This is a genomic window from Gilvimarinus algae (assembly GCF_030518215.1).
Lineage (GTDB): Bacteria > Pseudomonadota > Gammaproteobacteria > Pseudomonadales > Cellvibrionaceae > Gilvimarinus > Gilvimarinus algae.
Window position 1 is genome coordinate 26,975 of sequence record NZ_JAULRT010000059.1, and the last position, 22,008, is coordinate 48,982.

At 57.2% G+C, this 22,008-nt stretch carries 21 protein-coding genes and 1 other RNA gene; 14 read left to right on the top strand and 8 right to left on the bottom strand.

Translation table 11 applies throughout. The features are described 5' to 3' along the window. Positions 1-97 precede the first annotated feature (97 nt). The 3 genes from QWI16_RS11445 (at position 98) to QWI16_RS11455 (ending at position 2,499) form a co-directional block, all read left to right on the top strand. Positions 98-790 carry a cyclic nucleotide-binding domain-containing protein gene (locus QWI16_RS11445; protein ID WP_302713266.1) on the top strand — a complete coding sequence of 231 codons (693 nt, stop codon included), beginning with the start codon at positions 98-100 and terminating at the stop codon, positions 788-790. A 154-nt stretch (positions 791-944) separates the two neighbouring features. Then, positions 945-1,649 carry a flagellar brake protein gene (locus QWI16_RS11450; protein WP_302713268.1) on the top strand — a complete coding sequence of 235 codons (705 nt, stop codon included), beginning with the start codon at positions 945-947 and terminating at the stop codon, positions 1,647-1,649. Continuing rightward, the gene (locus tag QWI16_RS11455; protein ID WP_302713270.1) at positions 1,636-2,499 is read left to right on the top strand and encodes a hypothetical protein; all 864 of its coding nucleotides are present in this window, start codon (positions 1,636-1,638) and stop codon (positions 2,497-2,499) included. The genes QWI16_RS11450 and QWI16_RS11455 overlap by 14 nt, the downstream gene beginning before the upstream one ends. A gap of 70 nt (positions 2,500-2,569) precedes the next feature. On the opposite strand, the gene QWI16_RS11460 is transcribed toward QWI16_RS11455, so the two are convergent. Further along, a complete protein-coding gene (locus QWI16_RS11460) occupies positions 2,570-3,337 on the bottom strand; it encodes a hypothetical protein (protein WP_302713272.1) in 768 nt (255 codons plus the stop codon). 298 nt (positions 3,338-3,635) lie between these two features. Here QWI16_RS11460 and dinB point away from each other — a divergent pair, with 298 nt between their 5' ends. Together dinB and QWI16_RS11470 are read left to right on the top strand one after the other, a co-directional pair. Further along, a complete protein-coding gene (gene dinB / locus QWI16_RS11465; RefSeq protein ID WP_302713274.1) occupies positions 3,636-4,697 on the top strand; it encodes a DNA polymerase IV in 1,062 nt (353 codons plus the stop codon). Between the two features lie 212 nt (positions 4,698-4,909). After that, complete coding sequence (locus QWI16_RS11470) at positions 4,910-5,338, top strand: ExbD/TolR family protein (protein WP_302713276.1); 429 nt, start codon at positions 4,910-4,912, stop codon at positions 5,336-5,338. Positions 5,339-5,468: 130 nt separating this feature from the next. Here QWI16_RS11470 and QWI16_RS11475 read toward each other — a convergent pair whose 3' ends face one another. The 7 genes from QWI16_RS11475 to QWI16_RS11505 form a co-directional block, all read right to left on the bottom strand. Beyond that, positions 5,469-6,746, bottom strand: coding sequence for an aspartate aminotransferase type Ic (locus QWI16_RS11475; RefSeq protein ID WP_302713277.1), 1,278 nt, complete (start codon positions 6,744-6,746; stop codon positions 5,469-5,471). Between the two features lie 61 nt (positions 6,747-6,807). Continuing rightward, positions 6,808-8,754, bottom strand: coding sequence for a M48 family metallopeptidase (locus tag QWI16_RS11480; RefSeq protein ID WP_302713278.1), 1,947 nt, complete (start codon positions 8,752-8,754; stop codon positions 6,808-6,810). Between the two features lie 87 nt (positions 8,755-8,841). Further along, positions 8,842-9,438 carry a LemA family protein gene (locus QWI16_RS11485; RefSeq protein ID WP_302713279.1) on the bottom strand — a complete coding sequence of 199 codons (597 nt, stop codon included), beginning with the start codon at positions 9,436-9,438 and terminating at the stop codon, positions 8,842-8,844. A gap of 23 nt (positions 9,439-9,461) precedes the next feature. Continuing rightward, positions 9,462-10,040: a BON domain-containing protein gene (locus QWI16_RS11490; RefSeq protein WP_302713281.1), complete on the bottom strand. Its 579-nt coding sequence runs from the start codon at positions 10,038-10,040 to the stop codon at positions 9,462-9,464. Next, positions 10,040-10,627, bottom strand: coding sequence for an SIS domain-containing protein (locus QWI16_RS11495; protein ID WP_302713282.1), 588 nt, complete (start codon positions 10,625-10,627; stop codon positions 10,040-10,042). Before QWI16_RS11495 ends, QWI16_RS11490 begins: the two co-directional genes overlap by 1 nt. 15 nt (positions 10,628-10,642) lie before the next feature. Beyond that, positions 10,643-11,026, bottom strand: coding sequence for a YraN family protein (locus tag QWI16_RS11500; protein ID WP_302713283.1), 384 nt, complete (start codon positions 11,024-11,026; stop codon positions 10,643-10,645). Further along, a complete protein-coding gene (locus QWI16_RS11505) occupies positions 11,023-12,984 on the bottom strand; it encodes a penicillin-binding protein activator (protein WP_302713284.1) in 1,962 nt (653 codons plus the stop codon). The genes QWI16_RS11500 and QWI16_RS11505 overlap by 4 nt, the downstream gene beginning before the upstream one ends. Before the next feature lie 76 nt (positions 12,985-13,060). Here QWI16_RS11505 and rsmI point away from each other — a divergent pair, with 76 nt between their 5' ends. The 9 genes from rsmI to mraY all read left to right on the top strand — a co-directional run bounded on the left by rsmI (position 13,061) and on the right by mraY (position 22,007). Continuing rightward, positions 13,061-13,900, top strand: coding sequence for a 16S rRNA (cytidine(1402)-2'-O)-methyltransferase (rsmI, locus tag QWI16_RS11510; RefSeq protein WP_302713285.1), 840 nt, complete (start codon positions 13,061-13,063; stop codon positions 13,898-13,900). Positions 13,901-13,946: 46 nt separating this feature from the next. Next, positions 13,947-14,291: RNase P RNA component class A (rnpB, locus tag QWI16_RS11515), an RNA gene on the top strand. Positions 14,292-14,609: 318 nt separating this feature from the next. Then, positions 14,610-15,050, top strand: a complete 441-nt coding sequence (gene mraZ / locus QWI16_RS11520) for a division/cell wall cluster transcriptional repressor MraZ (RefSeq protein ID WP_302713287.1) — start codon at positions 14,610-14,612, stop codon at positions 15,048-15,050. A gap of 8 nt (positions 15,051-15,058) precedes the next feature. Next, positions 15,059-15,991 (top strand): 16S rRNA (cytosine(1402)-N(4))-methyltransferase RsmH, encoded by a 933-nt coding sequence (gene rsmH / locus QWI16_RS11525; protein ID WP_302713288.1) that lies wholly within the window; start codon positions 15,059-15,061, stop codon positions 15,989-15,991. 2 nt (positions 15,992-15,993) lie between these two features. Next, positions 15,994-16,281 carry a cell division protein FtsL gene (gene ftsL, locus QWI16_RS11530; RefSeq protein ID WP_302713289.1) on the top strand — a complete coding sequence of 96 codons (288 nt, stop codon included), beginning with the start codon at positions 15,994-15,996 and terminating at the stop codon, positions 16,279-16,281. Positions 16,282-16,348: 67 nt separating this feature from the next. Beyond that, entirely contained in the window at positions 16,349-18,043 is a 1,695-nt protein-coding gene (locus QWI16_RS11535; RefSeq protein WP_302713648.1) for a peptidoglycan D,D-transpeptidase FtsI family protein, read from the top strand. Next, entirely contained in the window at positions 18,043-19,551 is a 1,509-nt protein-coding gene (locus QWI16_RS11540; RefSeq protein ID WP_302713650.1) for a UDP-N-acetylmuramoyl-L-alanyl-D-glutamate--2,6-diaminopimelate ligase, read from the top strand. Before QWI16_RS11535 ends, QWI16_RS11540 begins: the two co-directional genes overlap by 1 nt. Beyond that, on the top strand, positions 19,548-20,924 hold the full coding sequence (locus QWI16_RS11545) for a UDP-N-acetylmuramoyl-tripeptide--D-alanyl-D-alanine ligase (RefSeq protein WP_302713290.1): 1,377 nt from the start codon (positions 19,548-19,550) through the stop codon (positions 20,922-20,924). Before QWI16_RS11540 ends, QWI16_RS11545 begins: the two co-directional genes overlap by 4 nt. Continuing rightward, positions 20,925-22,007: a phospho-N-acetylmuramoyl-pentapeptide-transferase gene (gene mraY / locus QWI16_RS11550; protein ID WP_302713291.1), complete on the top strand. Its 1,083-nt coding sequence runs from the start codon at positions 20,925-20,927 to the stop codon at positions 22,005-22,007. The last annotated feature ends 1 nt before the right edge of the window (position 22,008 follow it).

Consider the following 22,008-nt stretch of genomic DNA (forward strand, 5'->3'; position numbering starts at 1 on the left):
CCGGCTATAAAGTGTAAAGAACTGCTATGATGTCCGGTGTCTTGAGTTTGGCTTAAGCCAGCCAGATAGATTCTGACAATAAACGAGTTGGCGTGGTATGGAAATAAAACTGATCGAGAAATTTCAACGGCAAACCATCGAGCAACTGCTCTCTGCCATACCCTTTTTTAAGGCGGTAAAACAACTCGATCCGGCGCAGTTTGACACTCTCCTGCAGTATTCGCGCATTATTACCTATCGACCGGGTGAGGTGGTTTTGCACCGAGGAGACGGAGATCAGTGTCTTTATTTCCTGCTGAAGGGGCGTCTGGCGGTTTACCCCAGTGAAGCGCTGACCGGCGAGCCGGTCAATTATGTGACCCCCGGAGAGGTCTTTGGCGATCTCGCGCGGCTTATGCACAGCCCGCGTTCAGCGACCATAGTCGCGGATACGAGTAGCCGCGAAATCATGGTCTTTTCGGCTGATTTCAGTGCATTTGGGGAGCTGGAGTCCACACACCCCATTAGCCTGCCGACTAAGCTGCTGTACTATCGCAACACGGTACACAACTTGCGCTGGAAGTTAGAGGTCTATCGCTCCCTTCATCCCAAGGACGAGCTGGCCAACCGCCACAGGGCGGTCAAGCTGTACCTGGGCCCAAAGGACACCCTCGAGGAGTTACGCTCTCTACACGAGCAGGCGCGCACGCTGGCGAGCCTTCTGGTCGCCTGGAATGATCGCTTTGGCTCTATCGCCCCCTCCTCGGGACAATCACCCGACCGCGAGTTGCTCAAGGCCCTTGAACACTGACGCAGTGCTGAGGCCACGGCGCCTGCTGTTTGCGCCTTGCAGTTGTCAGTGAAGAGCATCTCTTGCGATACTTCTTACGGCTACCGCCTTTTCCAATCCCTTCAGGCCAATCTTGGATAGAGAATGCCAGCGCGGGCGCGGAGACTAAAACAACTTGATTGGGCTGTCAGAGTCTATGGAGTTTGAAGATTTAAAATTGCCGCAGGGCACGGCCTTGCAGCTTCAAGTGACCAACAGTGCCGGTCAGCCCGAGCGCTTCTCCTGTCGGTTTGTCGGTGCCGTGCCCGGTCGCAGCCTGATTTTCTCCGTGCCTCGCAGTAGCGGTAAGCTTGCCCGTTTTCGCCCGGGCCAGAAAATGGCGGTTCGCTTGATGGTGGCCAACGGTATTGGCTTGTTTGCCTCGGTGGTAGAGGCTCAGGGCACTGAGCCCTACCCACTGCTGTACGTCAGTTATCCCGAGAGTGTCACTTTCAAGGGTATACGCAGTGCAACCCGCGTCGCCATTGATCAGCCGGTTGAGGCGGAAAACACGAGCTCTCTGCATGGCTCTCAAACCAGCGGTATAATTGCTGATATCAGCATTACGGGCGCCCGTCTAGAGCTGCGTGACGCCATCGCCGAAATCGGCGATCAGCTAACCTTGAGCGCGCGCGTGCGGATTGTGGATATCGAACTCGATCTTGTGGTGGCGGCGGTGGTTCGTTCTCGTGTGGAGAGAAGCACTCAGGAACAAAACCAGCAGTTACCGGCCATTTATGGAGTGGAATTCACGGAGCGCAACCCGGAGGCCGTACTGGTGCTTTATGCCTATGTGTTTTCGCAAATTGTCGAAGAGCAGACGCCTGGTGAGTCTGCCTAGTCGCTTATTCCTGCTCGGCCTCCTCTCGGCTCAGGTTCAGGCCGTGCAGCTCGACCAGCTGGAAGTGCCGCGTACCTACCTGCGTTACCTGCCACAGCTGCTCGATGGCGCCAAATTGATGGCCGCGAGTGAACAGTGTGTAGTGTTTATTTCAGGCAAGGTCAAGGTAGATGACAGCCGCGAAGATCAGCCCGTGTTCAGCTACACCTGCCGCGATGCCCAATCTATGACGTATCGCTGGCGGGTGGATGGTTTGACCCTGGAAATACTGGATGAGACCCGCCCCGAGGGGCGGATTAGCTTTGCGCAATTGCAGGCTGAGATTGACGCGCGGCGCGAACGTGAGCGCGAGCTGGAAGCGCAGCGCCAAGCGCAGATCGCGCAGATTCAGGCGCAGCGGGCGCAAGTGGAGCAACAGCGAGAAGCCGAACGCCAGCGCAAAGCAGAAGAAGAGGCCCGGCGGCGGGAAGCGCAGCGCCGCGAGCGCTTGTGGGGCGTTTGCCAAGAGACACTGCAGCGCCAGACTCGCACCATGAATGACTTGGTTTGGGTTACGACAGAGCAACCCGAAGCGCTCGAGCTCGAGCTAGCAGCGCTTCCCTCGCCCGATCCAGGGGCGCTGGAGCAAGAGTCAGGGAGTATGCCGCCTTCACAAGAGGAGCAAGGAGAGGGGGCAGAGGCCGCTGAAATGCTCCAGCCCTTGCGCTTTACCATCGACTTTAATGCGTCGGATTATTTTGGTGAGGCGCTCGAGTATCGTGCCTATTGCGATATCGACGAGCAGGAAGTGGTGCAGGTCAGTATTCACCCCCGCCGTTTGGAAGAGGCTGAAGCGCCAATTGCGCCTTGATGTCTTTACGTCATAAAAAACCGCCGCAACTTTCGTTGCGGCGGTTTTTGTTTTCTGGCCTGAGCCGGATTTACTTAGCCTTTGGCTTACGACCGCGCTTGGCAGGAGCTTTCTTGGCCGCAGCACGCTTGGCGGGAGCTTTGCGTTTAGCGGTGGTTGCTTTGGCCTTGCGTGGAGTAGAGGCTTTTTTTGCCTTGGTTTTCGCTTTGGCTTTGGCGGCGGCTTTCTTAGCAGCGGCGCGGGCTTTAGCAGCGGCTTTCTTCTCGGCGGCTTTTTGCTTGGCAGCGGCCTTTTTGGCAGCAGCTTTGGCTTTGGCAGCAGCTTTCTTGGCCGCTAGCTTTGCTTTAGCAGCGGCTTTTTTCTCGGCGGCTTTTTGCTTGACGGCAGCCTTTTTAGCAGCGGCTTTGGCTTTTGCAGCCGCTTTGCGATCAGCGATTTTCTGCTTTTTGGCCAGCTCACGCTGAGCTTTGCTCATGGCTGCATCGTGCTGGCTAGCCACTTTGTTGGCAGACTTGATGGCAGCAAGCTGCTGCTTGGCTTCAGCCAGAGCGGCACGGGCGCCGGTCACTTCAGTCTGCGCTTTACGCACAGCGGCATTGGCTGCCGTTACTTGCTTGGCGGCAGCAGGGGTTTTCTTCTTCTTCGCAGCGGCCAGCTTGGTTCTGGCTGCTTGCAGAGTTTTTGTGGCTTTGGTTACAGCTTTCTGTTGGGTGTCAACGGTCTTCGCAGCGTCTTTCTCTTCCGCAGTGCGAGCCTTGCTCAATTGATCCTGCAACTGAGACAGTTGTTTTTCCAACTGAGCAACTGTATTTACAGCTTTGGTTTTACGAGCAGCCATGGTGAGCTTCCTTTATTGTTGTGAACAAAAAAGTAAACGGATTAGATCCGGCGGTTAATACGTTAAAACTTTACCGGCGAATTTCAAGCATTTTACGACATTTTTATTGAAAAAAACGCGCTTTTTAGAAAAAACATAGAAAAATCCCACCGTTTTTTCAGCTATCGCCACATTTTTAGCGAAAAAAATCCGTTAGGCACATTAAAAAGAATTTTTGTTGGGAAACTTTTCTGTTCCCTGTGCCTACATTATACTGACTGTATATACAGTATTTATTGGCTTGAGCGGAGGGTTTGTTTTGTCGCGCATCATTATGCATGTCGATGCAGACTGTTTTTTTGCCGCGGTGGAAATGCGTGAGCAACCCCTCTTTCGTCATCGCCCCATGGCCGTGGGCGGTAGTGCGGACAGACGAGGCGTGATTTCAACCTGCAATTATCCGGCGCGTGTGTTTGGTGTACGTTCTGCCATGGCAAGCGCTCATGCGTTGCGGTTGTGTCCCGGGCTTACGATTTTGCCACACAGGATGAATCTTTACCGCGAGACATCCAGCCGCATGATGGACGTTTTTCAGCGCTACACCGATCGTTTTGAGCCGCTGTCGCTTGATGAAGCCTATTTGGATTTGACCGGGATTTGCAGTGATGAAGCTCAGGCTGTTGAACTTGCAGCCCGTATTCGCGCCGAGGTAACCGCTGAGCTCGGTATTACGGTGTCGGTGGGTCTCGCGCCCAATAAGTTTCTTGCAAAAGTCGCCAGCGAATGGGAAAAGCCAGATGGTCTTTTTTTTGTGCGCGCCCATCAGGCCGACACCTTTGTTAGAGGTTTGAGCGTCACCCAAATACCGGGGGTTGGTCGTGTTACCGCAGAGCAACTGCAGTTCATGGGAATCGGGCGTTGCGATCAGTTGCAGGCTTGGCCGCTCGACGCATTGACTGAGCGCTTTGGTCGCTTTGGTCATCGACTGTATTGGTTTAGCCGCGGTGTGGATGAGCGCGAAGTTCAAGTCACTCGTGAGCGCAAATCCATTAGTGTTGAGCAAACTTATTCTCGGGACTTAACCGGAGAGTCGGCCTGCTTGCAACAGCTACCTGAGTTACTGTCCCGGCTCGAAGAACGACTTGCCAAACTGACCGGCAAACCCCAGGTTCGCAAAGGCTTTGTCAAAGTAAAGTTTGGTGATTTTAGCAGTACCACCATTGAAAGGCCCGGTGAGCACTGGCGATTGTCGGATTATCAACCGTTGCTGAGTCAGGCGCTGACGCGCGGTCCGGCTCGTGTTCGGCTATTGGGTCTGGGTGTTCGGCTGGCACCTCCCGCGACGCCAGAGGAGGTTGAACAGATGCCCTTGTTCCATTAGGCGCCAAAGTCGACTTGCTTCATTTTGGTGCGGGCAGGCTCTGGCGACCGCGAGTTTTGGTGAAAAAACAGTCAGAAAGCCCGGTTGGCGGGGGGTTTACGAATATTTGCCCTGAAAAACACAGCAAATAATTAGTCAGCGTCGGTACAAGCTGGTAGTATTGCCATTCTGAAATTTTGCCATCCACTAGCATAATAACGGGAGTGTGTACGGTGAGTCGTAGAAAGAAAAACCGTAGCTCTGAGGACAGCAACGATATCGATCTGACGCCAATGCTTGACGTCGTCTTCATCATGTTGATCTTCTTTATTGTAACGGCGTCCTTTGTTAAGGAAATTGGCCTTGATGTCAATGTTCCGGAAGAGAACGACGAGCCGCCACCGCCGAATGCTGACCCTAACATTCTGGTTCAAATTACCGCCGACAACCAAATCTGGATGTTTGGCGACAATGGCCTGCGCCGTATTGATGAGGCCTCTGTACGGTCTAACATCGCGCAAATGCGCGCTGAGCTGCCAAAAGCCGCCGTAATCATTCAGGCCAACCATGAAGCAGACGCCGGTGTTTATGTCGCCGTCGCTGATGCAGCCCGCGCCGCCAAGGCGCCTAGCGTTGTATTGGTTCCGGTCGAGAAGAACTGAGCGCTTCTCGCTCCTGCTAAAAAGGCCGCCTTAGGGTGGCCTTTTTTGTTGCTTAGGATTGCCAAAAGACCAATAAAAAGCCGCCGAGGCGCTGAGCCTCGGCGGCTTTTTGCTTTTGTGCTTTGACGAATTAGCGTGTCAGAGCCTGACGCACGGATGCGAGTTTGACGCAGGTTACAAAAACCTCCATGGCACCGACGACCTCGTCGACGGAAGGCACCGAAGGCGCGATGCGAATATTGCGATCCTCAGGGTCTTTGCCATAGGGAAAAGTCGCTCCGGCAGGGGTCAGCTTGACCCCCGCTTCTGCGGCCAGCCGCACGGTTTCCTTGGCGCAGCCAGGACGGGTGTCGAAGGAGACAAAGTAACCACCTTCGGGGGTTTCCCAGTTGCCGAGATCAGTGCCGTCAAAAGCGCTGGACAGCGCGCTGAGTACTGCATCAAAGCGCGGCTGGAGCAAGGCTGCGTGCTTTGCCATATGGCCCATCAGAGCATCGCGGTTGGGCAAAAAGCGCGCATGGCGTAGTTGATTAACCTTGTCCGGGCCGATAGTGCAGGCGCCGAGGAAGGCTTTCAGGCCATTAAGGTTGGTGGTGCTGGCAGCGACAAACGCTACGCCGGCACCGGCGTGAGTAATTTTTGAGGTGGAGGCAAATTGCACCACAGAGTCGGCGGTGCCGTGTTTGTTGCACAAATCAAACACGCTGGCCAGGGTGGCCGGGCTCTTCACCAGATCGTGTACCGCGTAGGCGTTGTCCCAGAAAACCCGGAAGTCAGCGTGCGCAATCAGCCCCAACTTGGCAATCCGCTCTACGGTCTCATCGGTGTAGACAACGCCAGTCGGGTTGGAATACTTGGGGACACACCACATGCCGCGAATACGGCTGTCGCTTTTAACCAGCGTCTCAACGGCGTCCATGTCAGGGCCGGTGGCGGTCATGGGGACGGTGACCATCTCAATACCGAGCTGCTCGCAGACTGTAAAGTGGCGATCATAACCGGGGACCGGGCAGATAACTTTAGGGGCATCGATATTTTTCCAGGCGCTGTCGGCGCCGCTCAAGCCAAAGTAGTAGGCCGTGAGCATGGTTTGGTGCATCAGCGTAAGGCTGGAGTTGCCGCCCACCAGTATATTGTCCGCCGGCACGCTCATTAGGTCAGAACCCAGACGCTTCGCTTCCGGGATGCCGTCGATGCCGCCGTAGTTGCGGGTGTCGGTACCGTTAGCGGCGACATAGTTGCCGTCGAGTATGCCATCGAGGGCGTCGGAGAGATCGAGTTGATCGGCAGAGGGCTTACCGCGGGTGACATCAAGGTTGAGCTTCTTACCGACGATGGCGTCGTATTCTTGGCTCAGTTGACTTTCCCATTCGCGCAGTTGTTCGGGAGTGGCTTGGTCCAGTAACAAGGGGTCACCTCAAAAGTTGGTTTACAGGGCGCGCCCATTATAGCCTCACAGAGCACAAGATTTAAGGGTGGTGATCGGCTCTCAGCGGCGGTACGGGGCAGTTGAGACTGTCGGCGACGGCGCGAAACAGCTCGGCTTCTGCGGCACTGACTTGGCCGTCGTGCTCAATGCAGGCGATCATGGCTTTGAGCAGCTGCGGCTTCTGTAGTGGCTTGACGCGATTGAGCTTTGTCAGCGCCCGATCAAGCAGCGCTGTGTCCAGCTGGGCCAGCCCCAGAGGCTCACAAGGGGGTAGCCCTAGTGTCTTGCAGGCGGCGGCAAAGCTTTTATGGGTTTGTGCCCCATCTTGCCCACCAGCGTAGGCGAGAAACGACAGGAGCACGACCGACTCCTGGTGGAGTTGGCGCAGATTGAGCGTGCCGCTGCGCTCGGACGCGGCAGCCAACTGGTGCGAAAGAATGCGTCGAATGGCCCACTCCATCAAGTTCACCTTATGATCGGCATTGATAAGCGTGTCCATGGCCTTAAAAAACGTGTTCCGCTGGGAGGCGGTGAGCTCTTTGAGCGCGGGCATGCACAGTTCAATTAAAGGCAAGCGGTGCAGATCGTGCACCTGCGCGCTGGCGCGGGCGATGTCAGCGAGTTGATTGAGCTCGGCGTTGGGGTAGTGCCCGCTCAGTGCTCGCCATTGCTGCGCGCGTGCCTGGCGATCCCGGTCCAGCAGCAACCCGAAAATCAGTCCCCGGGCAGAGAAGGTCTCGTGTGCAGCTTCGCGTAAGTGCACCGGCATCTGCTCCAGAGCGGAGCGTGCGCTATCGATATCCTGGCGCTGCGGCTGGCCAATGTGATCCACCGCCGTCGCCACTGCAGCGGTCTTGAAGGCGGCAACCGGGTCTGCACTAAAACCTTTGGCCTGCTGCGCGCTGCCGGCTGTTGTTTTGCTCGCTTGTGGCTCGGTGGACAGAGTGGGAAAGGTGCCGTTCCAGTTGGGCTCAACGCGGCGGATGCGCTCGTCGAGTGGTGGGTGCGTGGCCATTAAGCTATTGAACGCGGTGCTGACCCCCTGGCCGAAATACATGTGGCTGAATTCAGCGCTGTGCTCAGCTTGCAGTTTACTGCCGGCGGGGAGCGCGCCGATTTTTTTGAGGGCGCCGGCAATGCCTGTATTATCGCGGGTAAACTGCACGGCCGAGGCGTCGGCCAAAAACTCCCGCTGACGACTCACTGCAGCTTTTATAAGATTGCCAAAGAAGGTACCTGCATAGCCAATAATCATTAAGCCAATGCCAATACCCACGATGGCCCCCTGGCTATTGTTTTTGCTCGAGCGCCCCAAGCTGCGATAGGCCGACCCGCGCACCAGAAAGTGACCGATAAGCCCCAATAACATTATGCCATTCAGCAATGCCACCAAGCGCATATTCAGGCGCATATCACCGTGGAAAATATGGCTGAATTCGTGGGCTACAACGCCTTGGAGTTCGTCGCGGTTCAGTGTTTCTATGCAGCCGCGCGTGACGCCAATAACGGCATCTTGCGGCGTGTGACCCGCGGCGAAGGCATTGATTGAGGGCTCTTCCATCAGGTAAACCGGCGGTACGGGCGTGCCCGAGGCGATGGCCATTTCCTCCACGACGTTTAACAGCTGGCGTTCGTTGAAGTCTTGGGTATTGGTATTGAGCAGTCGCCCGCCGAGCGCTTCTGCGACCGCGCGTCCGCCGCGGCTGAGTTGGAAGTACTTGTACAGACCGCCGAGAAAGACCACGGTCAAGACCACCAGTGCGATACCGCTGACGGTTTGCCAGCTCACCACAGTGGCGAGCTTTTGCCAAAAACTCATGCCGGCGGTTTGTGCATGAAACATGCTGTTGCCGGTTTCTAGGTGAGCCATAACACCGGCAAAAAGGGCTGTGGTTACGGCGATAAGCGAGGCGATGGCTAGCCCCAGCAAGATGATCAGCTTGCGGGTGTTGCGGCGGGCGATATCCTGCTGCTCAAAAAAGTTCATGCTGACTCCCGGCGGCCTGGCTCGGCCTGAGACTGGCGCAAAGCGCGAAGGTGCCTCAAGCGCGGGCCTGGCGTAAAAGCTTGCTGTTTAAAATTGTACCTTGGGAGCCGCCTGAATCTCGGCGCTGTCTTCAAATTCCAGCAGGCTGGCGTCTTCGCTGTGGCCAAACAGGCCGGCGAGAACCACCTGTGGGAAGCTCTGTTTGTAGGTGTTGTAGGTCATTACCGAATCGTTAAAGGCCTGGCGGGCAAACGCGATACGGTTTTCGGTGCTGGTCAGCTCCTCAGACACTTGCTGCATATTGCTTGAGGCTTTCAGGTCCGGGTAGGCCTCCATTACCATGTTGAGGCGTCCTAGCGCACCCGCCAAAGCGCCTTCCGCGCCCGCCAATTGCCCCATGGCAGCAGCGTCGCCCGGTGCGGCGGCGGCCGCCTGTAGGCCGGCCATGGCTTGATTGCGCGCCTGGGTGACCGCCTCAAGGGTTTCTCTTTCGTGCTTGATATAAGCTTTGGCCGTTTCCACCAGATTGGGAATCAGGTCGTAGCGTCGTTTCAGTTGCACTTCAATCTGGGCAAAGGCGTTTTTGAAACGGTTCTTCAGGCTGACCAGTTGGTTGTAGATGCTGATGGCGTAGATCACCAGCGCCGCGAGTATCACCAGTACCACGATGGTTGTAATGTCCATACACAATGTCCTGTTGTTAGGGGTTAATCAATGTACTCGAAGACTCTGACAACTTTTTGTACGCCGCCTGTGTGCCTGGCAACGTCCGTGACCGTTTCCGCCTCGGCGTGAGTGACCAGGCCCATCAGGAAAACGGTGTTGTTTTCCGTCACTATATGCAGCCGGCCGCTATCGATATCGCGATTGGTGAGCAGCTTGGATTTGATTTTGGTGGTCAACCAGCTGTCGTTGGCTCCTGCCAGTAATGACAGCGGCGCCTGTACCTGCAGCTCATTGTGTACCTGACGAACGTTAGGCAATTTCTTCACAGTATTACCGGCGAGTTCGCGCAGCTCGTTGGTGGGCACCTGGCCAACCAGCAGAACCACAGCGTTAAAGCTATGCACACTCACCGGCGCGCTGTCGAGCTGCGGGTGAGCTTTGTCAATATTCACTGAAGCCACGGTTTCGATTTGCTGATCGTCTATCTTAACGCCCAGTGATCGCTTGCCCGGGTCTATGGTGATGGGCTCATCCGTAGTAGCGCTGATGATGCTGGTGCAGGCTGAACCGGCGATACAGAACAGAACAATAAGGCAAGCCTGGGCAAACCGTGAAACCATTATTCGTGACTCCCGAACAGTTGTTGCTCAATAAGATCGCACAGGCAGAAGAGCGTCAGCAAGTGTACTTCATGAATGCGCGCATAGGGGGCGTCCGGACCGCGCAGTTCGACGTCGCGATTATCCAGCAAGGCGACGATGTCACCACTGTCCCTGCCGGTGAGGGCGATCACAGGCATATCCCGGTCGTGGGCGGCGCTGATGGCCTGTAAAAGATTGCTGGCACTGCCCGAGGCGCTCAGCACGACCAGCACATCGCCGGGTTGCCCCAGGGCGCGAATTTGCTTGGCGTATACCTCGTTGTAGGTGTAATCGTGGGCGATGGCCGATTGCAGGACCGGGTCGGCGCCTATGTGCAGTGCAGGAAGGCTGGGGCGCTCGTGTTCGAAGCGGTTGATCATCATGGCGGCAAAGGCCTGTGCCAGGGAAGCGCTTGCGCCGTTTGCGCAGGTGAGAATTTTGCCGCCGTGCAACAGACTCTCAACCATTAACTCGCTGCTGTGAGCAATCAGCGGGGCCAGCTGTTCGCCGGCCTGCATCTTGGCTTCAATACTTTCGTGAAATAGGGTGATAACCCGCTGTTCCATAATTGACCCTAACGGTTAAGCCGCACCAAAGGCATTGACGATCCACTGCACTGCATTGCTGTCTTCGAGCGAGGACAATGCTACCACATCAAAACGGCAGGGTAGGGCTTCGGTAAGCCCTTGTTGTTGCAAGTAGTATTGGGCTGTTTGTACCAGACGGTGCTGCTTGCGCGCGTCTATGCTTTCACTGGCAGAAGAGAAAGCCGGATGGCTGCGCAGTCGCACCTCCACAAAGACCAGAGTCTGCTCATGGCGCATGATCAGGTCTATCTCCCCACCGGGGCCGCGCACGTTGGCGGCTACAAATGTCAGCCCCTGCCGTTGTAAGTACTGACGGGCCAAGTGCTCGGCGCGAGCCCCCCGGCCCCCGCCTGATTTTTTACGCCAAAGCGGGCTCAAGAGCCCGGCCTTGCCCGTTCGATAGAGCGCGAGCTGACTGGTCGGGCAATGCCATCGTCGAACTCGGCCCAAATGGGCTCGCGCTCAACGCGCCCCTCTCGATTGAGCGTCAGGGAACCGGTGGCCCCGAGCACTCGGGTGTGCGGTAATTTTTGCAGCTGTGGCAGCCGCGGGTAGAGATGATAGGCATCGGCCCCCATGGCGTGCAAACGTCGGTAGGTAGCGGGGGCCTCCGTGTGAGTATCAATGGCCCGAGCCTCAGCGTCTGCGGAGAAAAACCACGGCAAGGTGTTGAAACGGATACCGTTGAGGTCGCGGTCGCCCTTGCCGTTTTCTTCACCGTCGTAAATTTGGCTGGTGGCGAGAACGGGAATATCACCGGCGTAGTGAAACGCCAGAGTGGGTTTAATCTGCCGCGCCTGGCGGGGGTTGGCAATCAGGAAAATCACTTCTACGTCCTGCCGTCTTCTCGGTTCAAACTCACTATTGGTGTAAATGATCTGGCGCAGAGCCTTGTGGCGCTGCTCACTGGCATCGAGTAGCAGGGCGTTTTTGATGACATCGGAATAATCGCCCGCGCCTATGTATCGGCTGTCGGCAACGACTAAGCCATCGAGGCTGCTCCATTCATCGACAAAAGCTTCGACGCTGCGCTCGGCCCAGTCGATGTCCGGGGCGATGATCATGGCGCGGCGGTAGCCCTGCAAGTGCGCGTGGCGGGCGATCTGTCGTGCTTCGTCTTCCGGGGCCAGACCAAACTGGTAGAGCTGGGCCGAGACCGACGGCTGGTTTGTGATCATGCCGGGCACAGGAATCTGGGGGGAGATTTGTTTGCCTTGCATGGGCAGTGGAGTGGCCAGAAGAGCGCTAGTTTGGTTGCTGGCATCGGCTTCACGATAATTGAGCGCGAGCACCGGCACCGCTAGAGAGGGGCGCTCAGCCAGGGCTTCGACGTGCTCCTTGGCTAGCGGGCCGACAATCATTTGCGCACCCTCGGCCACCGCCTGGTCATAGAGGGCATTTATGTCAGCATCACTGCTGTCGTACTGAATAATGGTGGGTTTGAACTCGGCCTCGGCCTGGGCGTAGTAGGCTGCGAGAAAGCCATCGCGCACGGCTGAGGCGGCACCAGCGAGACGCCCGGTCTGCGGCAGCAGCAGGGCGACGGTGCGCGGCTGCTGGTCAATGAGCTGACGCAGCAATTGCAAGTCGCTGGGCAACTCGACACTGGCGGGGTGACCTGGCCAGTTGCGGCGCCAGGCTTCGACGCGGTCCAACTGTTGGCTTAAATTAGCGGCGTTGTTGCGGCTGATCAAGGCCAGTTGCGCCCAGCCCTCGAGTTCGCTTTGTTCATTCTGCCTTGCCAGGCGCTGCAGCTCGTCGGCGGGCAGGCTCATTAAATCCTGCCATATAGCCTCATTATTCATTTGCAGCTCATCGTTGCTCGCGAGCAGACCGCCCAGGCGAATACGCGCGCTCAAGCTCTGTTGATAATCGCCCAGCAGAGAGTCGAGGCGGGCTCGCTGTTCGAGCAGCCGGGTCTGCCGATCCAGTGCAAGGCTGCCCCAAAGAGCTTCAAGGCGCTTTTCAAACAGGGCGTCGCGCGCATCGAAATAGTAGCCGCTGGCGAGCGCCGCTTCGCTGTAGGCCTGAATATAACGCAGATAGGTGTAGTCGCCGAGCCGGTCGGCCTCAATGCTGTTTAGCAGGTTGAAGGCCCACTCGGGTTCGTCTTCTCCCAGCAGCAGTTCGGCCGCCTCCAGCAGGTAGCCTGTGCGCTGGGAGACAGAGGCTTCCCGGGCCTGCTGCACCAGTTCACCGACCCGCCGCTCCAATTGCGCCTGGCTCATCTCGCCCGGGACATGGAGTTGAGTCGATTGGCGCGGCTGGTTGGAGCAGCTGGCAAGGATGGCTGCCAACAGGGTAATGGTGAGGGGGCGTGTCAAACGTTTGTACATGTAGTGCGCTCGTGTTGGGTGGGGCGCCAGACGGCCGGTCGATGTTAAACTGGCGGCTTTTGCCGCGGAGTCAGACATGAACGATCAGTCGGGTGTTCTCTATGTAGTCGCCACACCTATTGGTCATTTGGCCGATATGGTACCGCGTGCCGTCGAGGTGCTCCAGACAGTAAGCCTCATTGCCTGCGAGGATACCCGACACAGCGCACGTCTGCTGCAACATTTTTCCATCGAGACCCGCTGCGTGGCCTATCACGATCATAGCGACGAGCGCCGGGTGGACGAGCTGCTTTCGCATCTTGCCGCCGGGGAATCTCTGGCGCTGATCAGCGATGCCGGCACGCCCCTGGTCTCTGACCCCGGTTATCGCTTGGTGCGCGCTGCCCGCCAGGCGGGTGCCCGGGTGGTGCCGGTCCCCGGAGCCTGCGCGCTGGTTGCGGCGCTCAGTGCGGCCGGGTTGCCCTCCAATCGCTTTGCATTTGAAGGCTTTTTGCCGGCCAAAGCGGGTGCCAGGCAGCGCCAGCTTGCAACTCTTGCAAGCGAAACCCGCACCCTGATCTTCTATGAGGCGCCGCATCGCATTGTCGAGTGCCTTCGGGACATGAGTGAGGCCTTTGGTTCGTCGCGCGAGCTGGTGCTGGCGCGCGAGCTGACCAAAACATTTGAAACCATCAGGGGCGGCACTGCTGCCGAGCTGCTTGACTGGGTGGCCTCAGACAGCAACCAGCAGCGCGGCGAAATCGTGGTCTTGGCGCATGGCGCGCCCGCACGAGAGTTAGGGCTGGATGCGCAGGCCGAGGCCACTATGACCATCTTGCTTGAGGAGCTTCCCGTTAAACAGGCGGCCGCCATCGGTGCCAAGTTGACGGGGCTGCGCAAAAATGAGCTCTACCAATGGGCTTTGGGGCGTGATTAGCCGGTTTTTCTTGACATTTTTGCCGGTCAGTTTATCTTTGGGCCTCGGAGTCGGCTCGGCAGTCGCTGCCCTTAGGGGTGGAGGAAAGTCCGGGCTCCGCAGGGCAGAGCGCCAGGTAACGCCTGGGAAGTGCGAGCTTACGGAAAGTGCAGCAGAGAGTAGACCGCCTAAGCGCGCAAGCGCCGGTAAGGGTGAAAGGGTGCGGTAAGAGCGCACCGCGCGGCTGGTAACAGTCCGTGGCAAGGTAAACCCCGCTCGGAGCAAGACCAAATAGGAATCCATTGGTGTGGCCCGCACTGGATTCGGGTAGGTCGCAAGAGGTGTGTGGCGACACACATCCCAGATGAATGACTGTCCCAGACAGAACCCGGCTTACAGGCCGACTCCGAATTATTCCTCTCCCGATGTTATGCCTCAATCGTCTATCGTGTCTCGACGCTTAATCCCAAAAGATCCCACACTTAAAGTAGTTTCTTAGGTCTCGCCTCTACGTGCCTGTAAATTAACAGGATTATTCACTGCTGCCGTTTGTGTGGAGCACCTGCTTTTTACCAGTTCGCCGATTTTTCTCCCGCTTTTGTGAATTTTACCGTCATTTTCCTACCTGCTTGCTTGACTTTGGCTGCCCCCGATTTATAGTGTGCCAATGTGGAGAAAAGTGGGTAATAGTGGTTTTTTGTGGATCTAGAGCCCCAATAAGTGGTGATTTGTGTTTACTGGTAACTATGCCATCAATATGGACGCCAAAGGGCGTATGGCGGTACCGACCCGGATTCGTGAAGGGTTGGTGGAGCTGTGCGCCGGTCGTCTGGTGGTTACCGCTCACACAGAAGATCCCTGCTTATTGGTGTACCCGGAATCCCGCTGGCTCGAAATTCTGCCGAGCATCCAGGCCCTGCCTGCCATGAACAAGGCCGCCCGACGCGTTCAGCGCCTTCTTATCGGTCATGCTTGCCCGCTGGAGCTCGATGGCAACGGCCGCATCCTGGTGCCGCCGACCTTGAGGGCTCACGCTCAGCTGGACAAAAAGCTGATGTTGGCCGGCTTGGGGGAGAAACTGGAGTTGTGGGATGAGGCGGCCTGGACGGCCCAGATGCAAGAGCCTGGCGACGATCAGTTGCCTGAAGAACTTCAGTCACTGGTTTTATAGGGGGCGCCATGGGAGATCAGCCTCATATTACCGTGCTCGAACAAGAGGCGGTGGACGCCCTCGTGGTGGACGCTGCCGGCTTTTATGTGGACGGCACTTTCGGCCGAGGCGGTCACAGCGCGCGTATTTTGGAGCGCTTGTCGCCGGTTGGCCAACTGTTGGCCTTTGACAAAGATGAGGCAGCGATTGCCGTCGCCCAGCAGCGTTTTGGTCAGGATCAGCGCTTCACAATTGCCCACGAAAGCTTCGCCTGTTTGGAGCAGCGGGTTCATGCACTGGGAAAGGTGGGCCAGGTAAGCGGTATTTTGCTGGACCTTGGTGTGTCATCCCCGCAGCTGGATGAGCCGGAGCGCGGATTCAGTTTTTTGCACGATGGCCCGCTGGATATGCGCATGGATCAAACGCGCGGCATCAGTGCAGCAGATTGGGTCAACAGCGCTGATGAGGCTGAGCTTGCACGGGTAATGAAAGAGTATGGCGAAGAGCGGTTCGCCAGACGCATGGCTCGCGCGTTGGTGCAGGAAAGGCAAAAGGCGCCGATTGTCCGCACCGGTCGTCTGGCGCAAATTCTCAAGGATGCCAACCCGGCATGGGAGAAGGGCAAGCACCCTGCCACCCGCGCATTTCAGGGTATTCGCATACACATTAATGATGAGCTTTCGGATCTGCAGGCGGTGTTGGCACAGGCGCTGGAAATGCTGGCCGTGGGCGGCCGGCTGGTGGTGATCAGTTTTCACTCGCTGGAAGACCGTTTGGTTAAACGGTTTATTCGCCGTTATGAAAAAGGCGATCCGGTACCGCGAGGTCTGCCAGTGTTGGACAGTCAGCTCAACCGTCGGCTGGTGAGCCGCTCTAAGGCTTTAAAGGCGGGAGAGGAAGAGTTGGGCCGCAACCTACGCTCGCGCAGTGCGGTGATGCGGGTAGCGGAAAAAATTGCCTGACCATGGCTGCAGGTGCCGGTGCCAAGAGTGGCCAGTGGGTGTTGGTGGCGTTGCTGTGGTTGGCCTGCCTGATCTCGGCGCTGGCTGTGGTGAGTGTCACTCAGCAGGTGCGCAGGGAAACTGATCGGCTCGAGTCGCTAAGGCGCGAGTCGGCCGAGTTGGAGGTGCAGTGGGGGCAGTACTTGCTCGAACAGAGCACTTGGGCCTCTTACTCAAGGGTGGAAAAGAAGGCACGTGAAGAGCTCGACATGCATGTGCCCGAAGCCGAACACATTATTTTGGTGAAATAAATAAAAGGAACCTTAAGTGCAGCAAACGGCGATACAGCCTTGGCGATTTTACAGCGTAGTGGCCGCTATGCTGGTGCTTGCTGCGCTTTTGCTTTGGCGCATTGCCTCTTTGCAGGTGCTGCCTGACGCCGACCGTGGCTTTGAGTTCCTGCAGGGGCAGGGCGATGCGCGGACGGTACGCACGGAGCCGGTCAGCGCCTATCGCGGCGTTATCACCGATCGCAATGGCGAGCCGCTGGCCGTTAGCACGCCGGTTGAGTCCATCTGGGCGAATCCGCAAATACTCTTGCAAAGTCCGGCCAATTGGAGCCGCCTGGCGCAGGCGCTCGGTTGGGATAAGGCTGAGCTCGAGAGCCGCCTGGCGCGCTACTCAGGCAAAGAGTTTGTCTATCTGGAGCGTCATCTGCCGCCACAGGAAGCGGCGAGTATTCTCGATCTGGGCATCGATGGTGTTTACAGTCAGCGTGAATTTCGCCGTTACTACCCTGCTGGCGAAGTGGCTGCTCATATTGTCGGTATGACGGACATTGATGATCGCGGTCAGGAGGGCATGGAGCTTGCCTACGATGCCTGGCTCGCCGGGGAGAGTGGCGCCAAGCAGGTGCTCAAGGACTTGCGCGGTCGCACCGTTAAAGAGTTGGGCCTGATTCAGGCCGCTCGCAGCGGCAGACCTCTGGCGCTCAGCATTGATTTGCGCCTGCAGTATTTGGCGCACCGCGAGCTGAAAAAAGCGGTACAGCAATTCGGCGCTAAGGCCGGTTCTGTGGTGGTGCTCGATGTCCACACCGGTGAAGTCTTGGCGATGGCCAATCAGCCTTCTTATAACCCCAATGACCGCGCCAATATTCACCCTGCCAGTCTGCGCAACCGCGCGCTGACGGATGTGTTCGAGCCGGGCTCCACCATCAAGCCGCTGGCAGTGATGGCGGCTCTTGAGACGGGTAAGTTCCAACCCTATTCGGTGATCGATACTACGCCCGGCTATGTGCAGGTCGGCAAGAAAACCTTGCTCGACCCCGTCAACTACGGGGAGCTGGATTTAACCCGTATCATTGCCAAGTCCAGTCAGGTGGGCATGACCAAATTGGCTCTGGCTGTCGAGCCGGACACCATCCGCGATATGTACTATCGCCTTGGCCTTGGCCAGGGTACGGGTACAGGCTTTCCCGGCGAAGCGGTGGGAGTGCTGCCTTCTTACACCCGCTGGAGGCCGATTCAGCGGGCTACTTATGCGTTTGGCTACGGGCTGAACCTGACTATTTTACAACTTGCGCAGGCGTACTCAGTGCTCGCCAGCGATGGTGTTCGTCGCCCCGTGTCGCTGCTTCGCAGCGAACAGGCGGCCTCGACAGAGCAGGTGGTGGACGAGCAGTACACTCGCGCGGTCATGAAAATGTTGCGCAAAGTGGTGAGCCTGGAAGGCACGGGCAGCCGCGCCAAAGTAGACGCCTACCCAGTTGCCGGTAAGACGGGCACAGCGCATAAGGCCGATGCAGGCGGTTATGCCGATCATCGTTATATCGGTTCATTTGTGGGGGCTGCGCCGGCTGACAGTCCGGACATTATTGTCGCGGTCATGATCGATGAGCCTCGCGATACCAAATACCACGGTGGCCAGGTGGCAGCGCCGGTGTTCTCCAGCATCACCGAGGGTGCTTTGCGTCTACTGCAGGAGCCACCGCAAACCCAGGCGGCCCGTATCAGTGTGACGCCCCGCAGCGACAACTCGCAGTTGGCGCTCACTCAGGGGGTGCGGTTGTGATGGCGCTGGCCGAATTGACACTGGGTGAAATGCTGGGCTCTGTGGCCCCTGAGCCCCTGCGAGAGCTGATGGTGCAGGGTATGGCATCGGACAGCCGCCGAGTGCGTGCCGGAGATGTCTTTGTGGCTCTGCGTGGACAGCGTGTCGATGGCGCTGACTTTATTGGCGATGCCGCCGAGGCGGGCGCAGTGGCTGTGCTTGTTGATGCGGACGCTATGATCAGTTACACCGGCGGGGTGCCCGTCGTGCGGGTGCGACAACTGGATAAGCAGCTGAGCGAGCTGGCCAGCCGCCTCTACGCCGACCCCAGCGCCTCCTTGGACGTGATCGGCATTACCGGCACCAATGGCAAAACCACCAGCGCTTTGCTGATCGCCCAACTGCTCGCGGCGCTGGGCAGAAAGTCCGCCGTGATGGGAACGCTCGGTGTCGGGTTGATTGGAGATACCTTTACCCCAACTGGGTATACCACACCTGACCCGCTCGCAACTCAGGGCGCTTTGGCGGCCCTTGTCGATCAGGGGGCGGATACTCTGGCAATGGAGGTGTCCTCCCATGCACTCGTTCAACACCGCACCCGGCACGTGCGCATTACCACCGGGGTGTTCACGAATCTAACCCACGATCATCTCGACTTTCACGGTGATCTGAAAGCCTATGGCAAGGCCAAAGCGCGCCTGCTCAAGGCAAGGGGGCTGCGCCACGCGGTGATCAATCGCGACGACCCCTGGTGCAAGTCTCTGAGGAAGAAGTCTGAGCGCGTCGAGCAGGTACTCAGTTATTCCCTGAGCTCGCCAAAGGCCGATGTCTATTACGAGTCTATTGTCTATTCCCGCGACGGGATTAGCGCTGTGGTGTGTGCCGGCGGTGAGAGTGCCAGCATTCGTTCTCGCCTGCTGGGCGATTTTAATGCCGGCAATATGTTGGCAGCTATCAGCGTTGCCTTGCTCCGCGGCTATCGTTTGGGTGAGATTGCGCCTCTCATTTCACAGCTCAAACCGGCACCGGGGCGAATGGAACAAATTGCGCTAGACGCCGGGCAGGATGTTCAAGTAGTGGTGGATTACGCCCACACGCCGGATGCATTGGCGAAGGCCTTGCGGGCCTTGCGCCGGCACGCCGATGGCAGTCTTTGGTGCGTGTTTGGCTGCGGTGGCGACCGGGACGCCGATAAGCGTCCGGTAATGGGGCGGGTGGCAGAAAAAGCCGCTGACTACGTTTTGGTGACCAATGACAATCCACGCCGCGAAAATCCGGCAGACATTGCCGGTCAGATTGTGCGCGGTATGTACACACCTGAACGTTGCCTGGTAATTCCGGAGCGTGATAAAGCGATTGCCCTAGCTGTACAGCAAGCCGCTGCGGGCGATGCGGTATTGATTGCGGGCAAAGGGCATGAGCAGGTGCAAGTTTTTGCCGAGCACGAGCAGCCTTTCAGCGATCGGGAGCAGGCGCTCCAAGCACTGAAAGAGCGTCAGAGAAAGGCCGGCGAGGAGAGTGCGTCATGATTGGCACTATGTCCATTAAGCAGTTGCAGCGTGATTTCTCCCGTTTTTTCACAACACTAATGACAGCAGATTCGGGGCCCTTTACCCGTATCTGCACCGATTCGAGAAAAATTGAACCCGGTGATTTTTTTGTCGCTCTGCGCGGCCCCAATTTTGACGGTCATAACTTCCTCGCTGATGTCGAGCGCGCCGGGGCCGTCGGCGCCCTGGTGGACGCCATTGACAGCGCCTGCCCCCTGGCTCAGTTGCAAGTTGATGACACGATTCTAGGGTTGGGTGAAATAGCCCGCATCAATCGTGCGCGTTTCAACGGCCCCGTGGTTGCGATCACCGGTTCGAGCGGCAAGACCAGTGTGCGCAGCATGGTCCACAATATTTTGCAGTGTGAGGGCCCGGTGCTTGCAACCCAGGGCAATTTTAACAATCACATTGGCGTGCCCCTGACACTGTTGCGGCTTACCGGCGAAGAGCGTTTTGCAGTGATCGAAATGGGCGCCAGTGCTATTGGCGAAATTGCCTATTTGTGTGAGCTGGCGGTGCCCGATGTGGCGCTGGTCAACAATGTGATGCCCGCTCACCTGGAGGGGTTTGGATCGCTTGAGGGCGTGGCCGATGCCAAAGGAGAAATTTATCAAGGAGTAAAGGCCGATGGATGCAGCGTGGTCAATCTCGATGATCAATTCGCTGCCCAGTGGTTGCATCAGCTGCACGATCGCAGTCGTTTGACGTTTTCCCTGAGCAACACCGTGGCTAACTGCTACGCAACGGAGCTTGAGGCTGACGGACACGAGCAGCGCTTTACACTTAATTTGCTGGGGCGCAGTTTGCCAGTGCGTCTTGCTGTCGGTGGGCAGCACAATATTCGCAATGCTCTTGCGGCTGCCTGTTGTGCCCATGCAGTGGGCGCGTCCGATGAGGCAATTGTCAAAGGCTTGGAGGCGTTTGCTCCGGTTGAAGGCCGGCTGACTTTTCGCAAGGGACTTGGTGGCTGCACGGTAATTGATGACAGCTACAACGCCAATCCGGGTTCTGTGCGGGCCGCCATTGATGTGCTCGGTGACATTAAAGGCGCCAACATTCTGGTGTTGGGGGATATGGGCGAACTCGGGGAAGAGGCTTACCTGATGCATGCGGAAATTGGCGACTATGCTTCGCAAAAGAAGCTGCAGGCTGTTTTTACCTTTGGCGTCTTGTCTCAGGCGGTGAGCGATAATTTTTCCGGGCCTTCGCGTCATTTTGAAGATCAGCAGGACCTCATTGAACATCTTTTGACAATTGTTACGGACAGCGATTGCACCGTTTTGATTAAGGGATCACGCAGCGCTCGAATGGATCGAGTGGTTAGGGCTTTAACCGAAGGGGAGAAGACCTGAATGCTGCTCTGGCTTGCAGAACAATTACAAGAATTGAATAGCGGCTTTTTCGTCTTTCAGTATCTGACGCTGCGTGCCATCTTGAGTGTGATGACGGCGCTTGGGATTTCGCTTTTACTCGGCCCATGGATGATACGCAAGTTAAACCAGCTGCAAATTGGCCAGGCGGTGCGCGATGACGGTCCGCAGTCGCACCTGACTAAGTCTGGTACACCGACAATGGGTGGCACCTTGATACTGGCGGCCATTTTTATCAGCAGCCTGTTGTGGTCGGACTTGGCCAATCGTTATGTCTGGGTCGTGCTGGCGGTCACCGCTGTTTTTGGCGCTGTCGGCTGGGTGGATGATTATCGCAAGGTGGTACAGAAGAATTCTCGGGGCTTGCCTGCGCGTTGGAAGTATTTCTGGCAGTCGGTGGCGGGCATTGGAGCCGCAGTATTTTTGTATCTGACGGCAACAACGGCCGTCGAGACCCAGCTTTTCTTGCCATTTTTGAAAAACTTTGCTTTGGAGCTGGGTATTTTCTACATCGTACTCAGTTACTTCGTTGTCGTTGGGGCGAGCAATGCGGTCAACCTAACTGACGGGCTCGACGGCTTGGCAATTATGCCGTCGGTTATGGTGGCAGCGGCGCTCGGTGCCATTGCCTATGTGACTGGGCACTATGAATTTGCCCAGTACCTGCACATTGCTCATGTGCCGGGCAGTGGCGAACTGGTGGTGTTTTGTGCGGCTTTGTGTGGCGCGGGTCTCGGTTTCCTCTGGTTCAACACCTACCCGGCACAGGTGTTTATGGGCGATGTAGGGGCATTGTCCCTGGGGGCAGCCCTGGGAATTATTGCCGTAATTATTCGCCACGAGGTGGTGTTTTTTATTATGGGTGGCGTGTTTGTCATGGAGACGATCTCGGTCATCCTGCAGGTGGGTTCCTACAAGTTGACCGGTCGGAGGATTTTCCGCATGGCACCGCTGCACCATCATTTTGAGTTAAAAGGCTGGCCCGAGCCGAGAGTGATCGTGCGCTTCTGGATTATCACCGTCATGCTGGTGCTCTTTGGCTTGGCAACATTGAAATTGCGTTGAG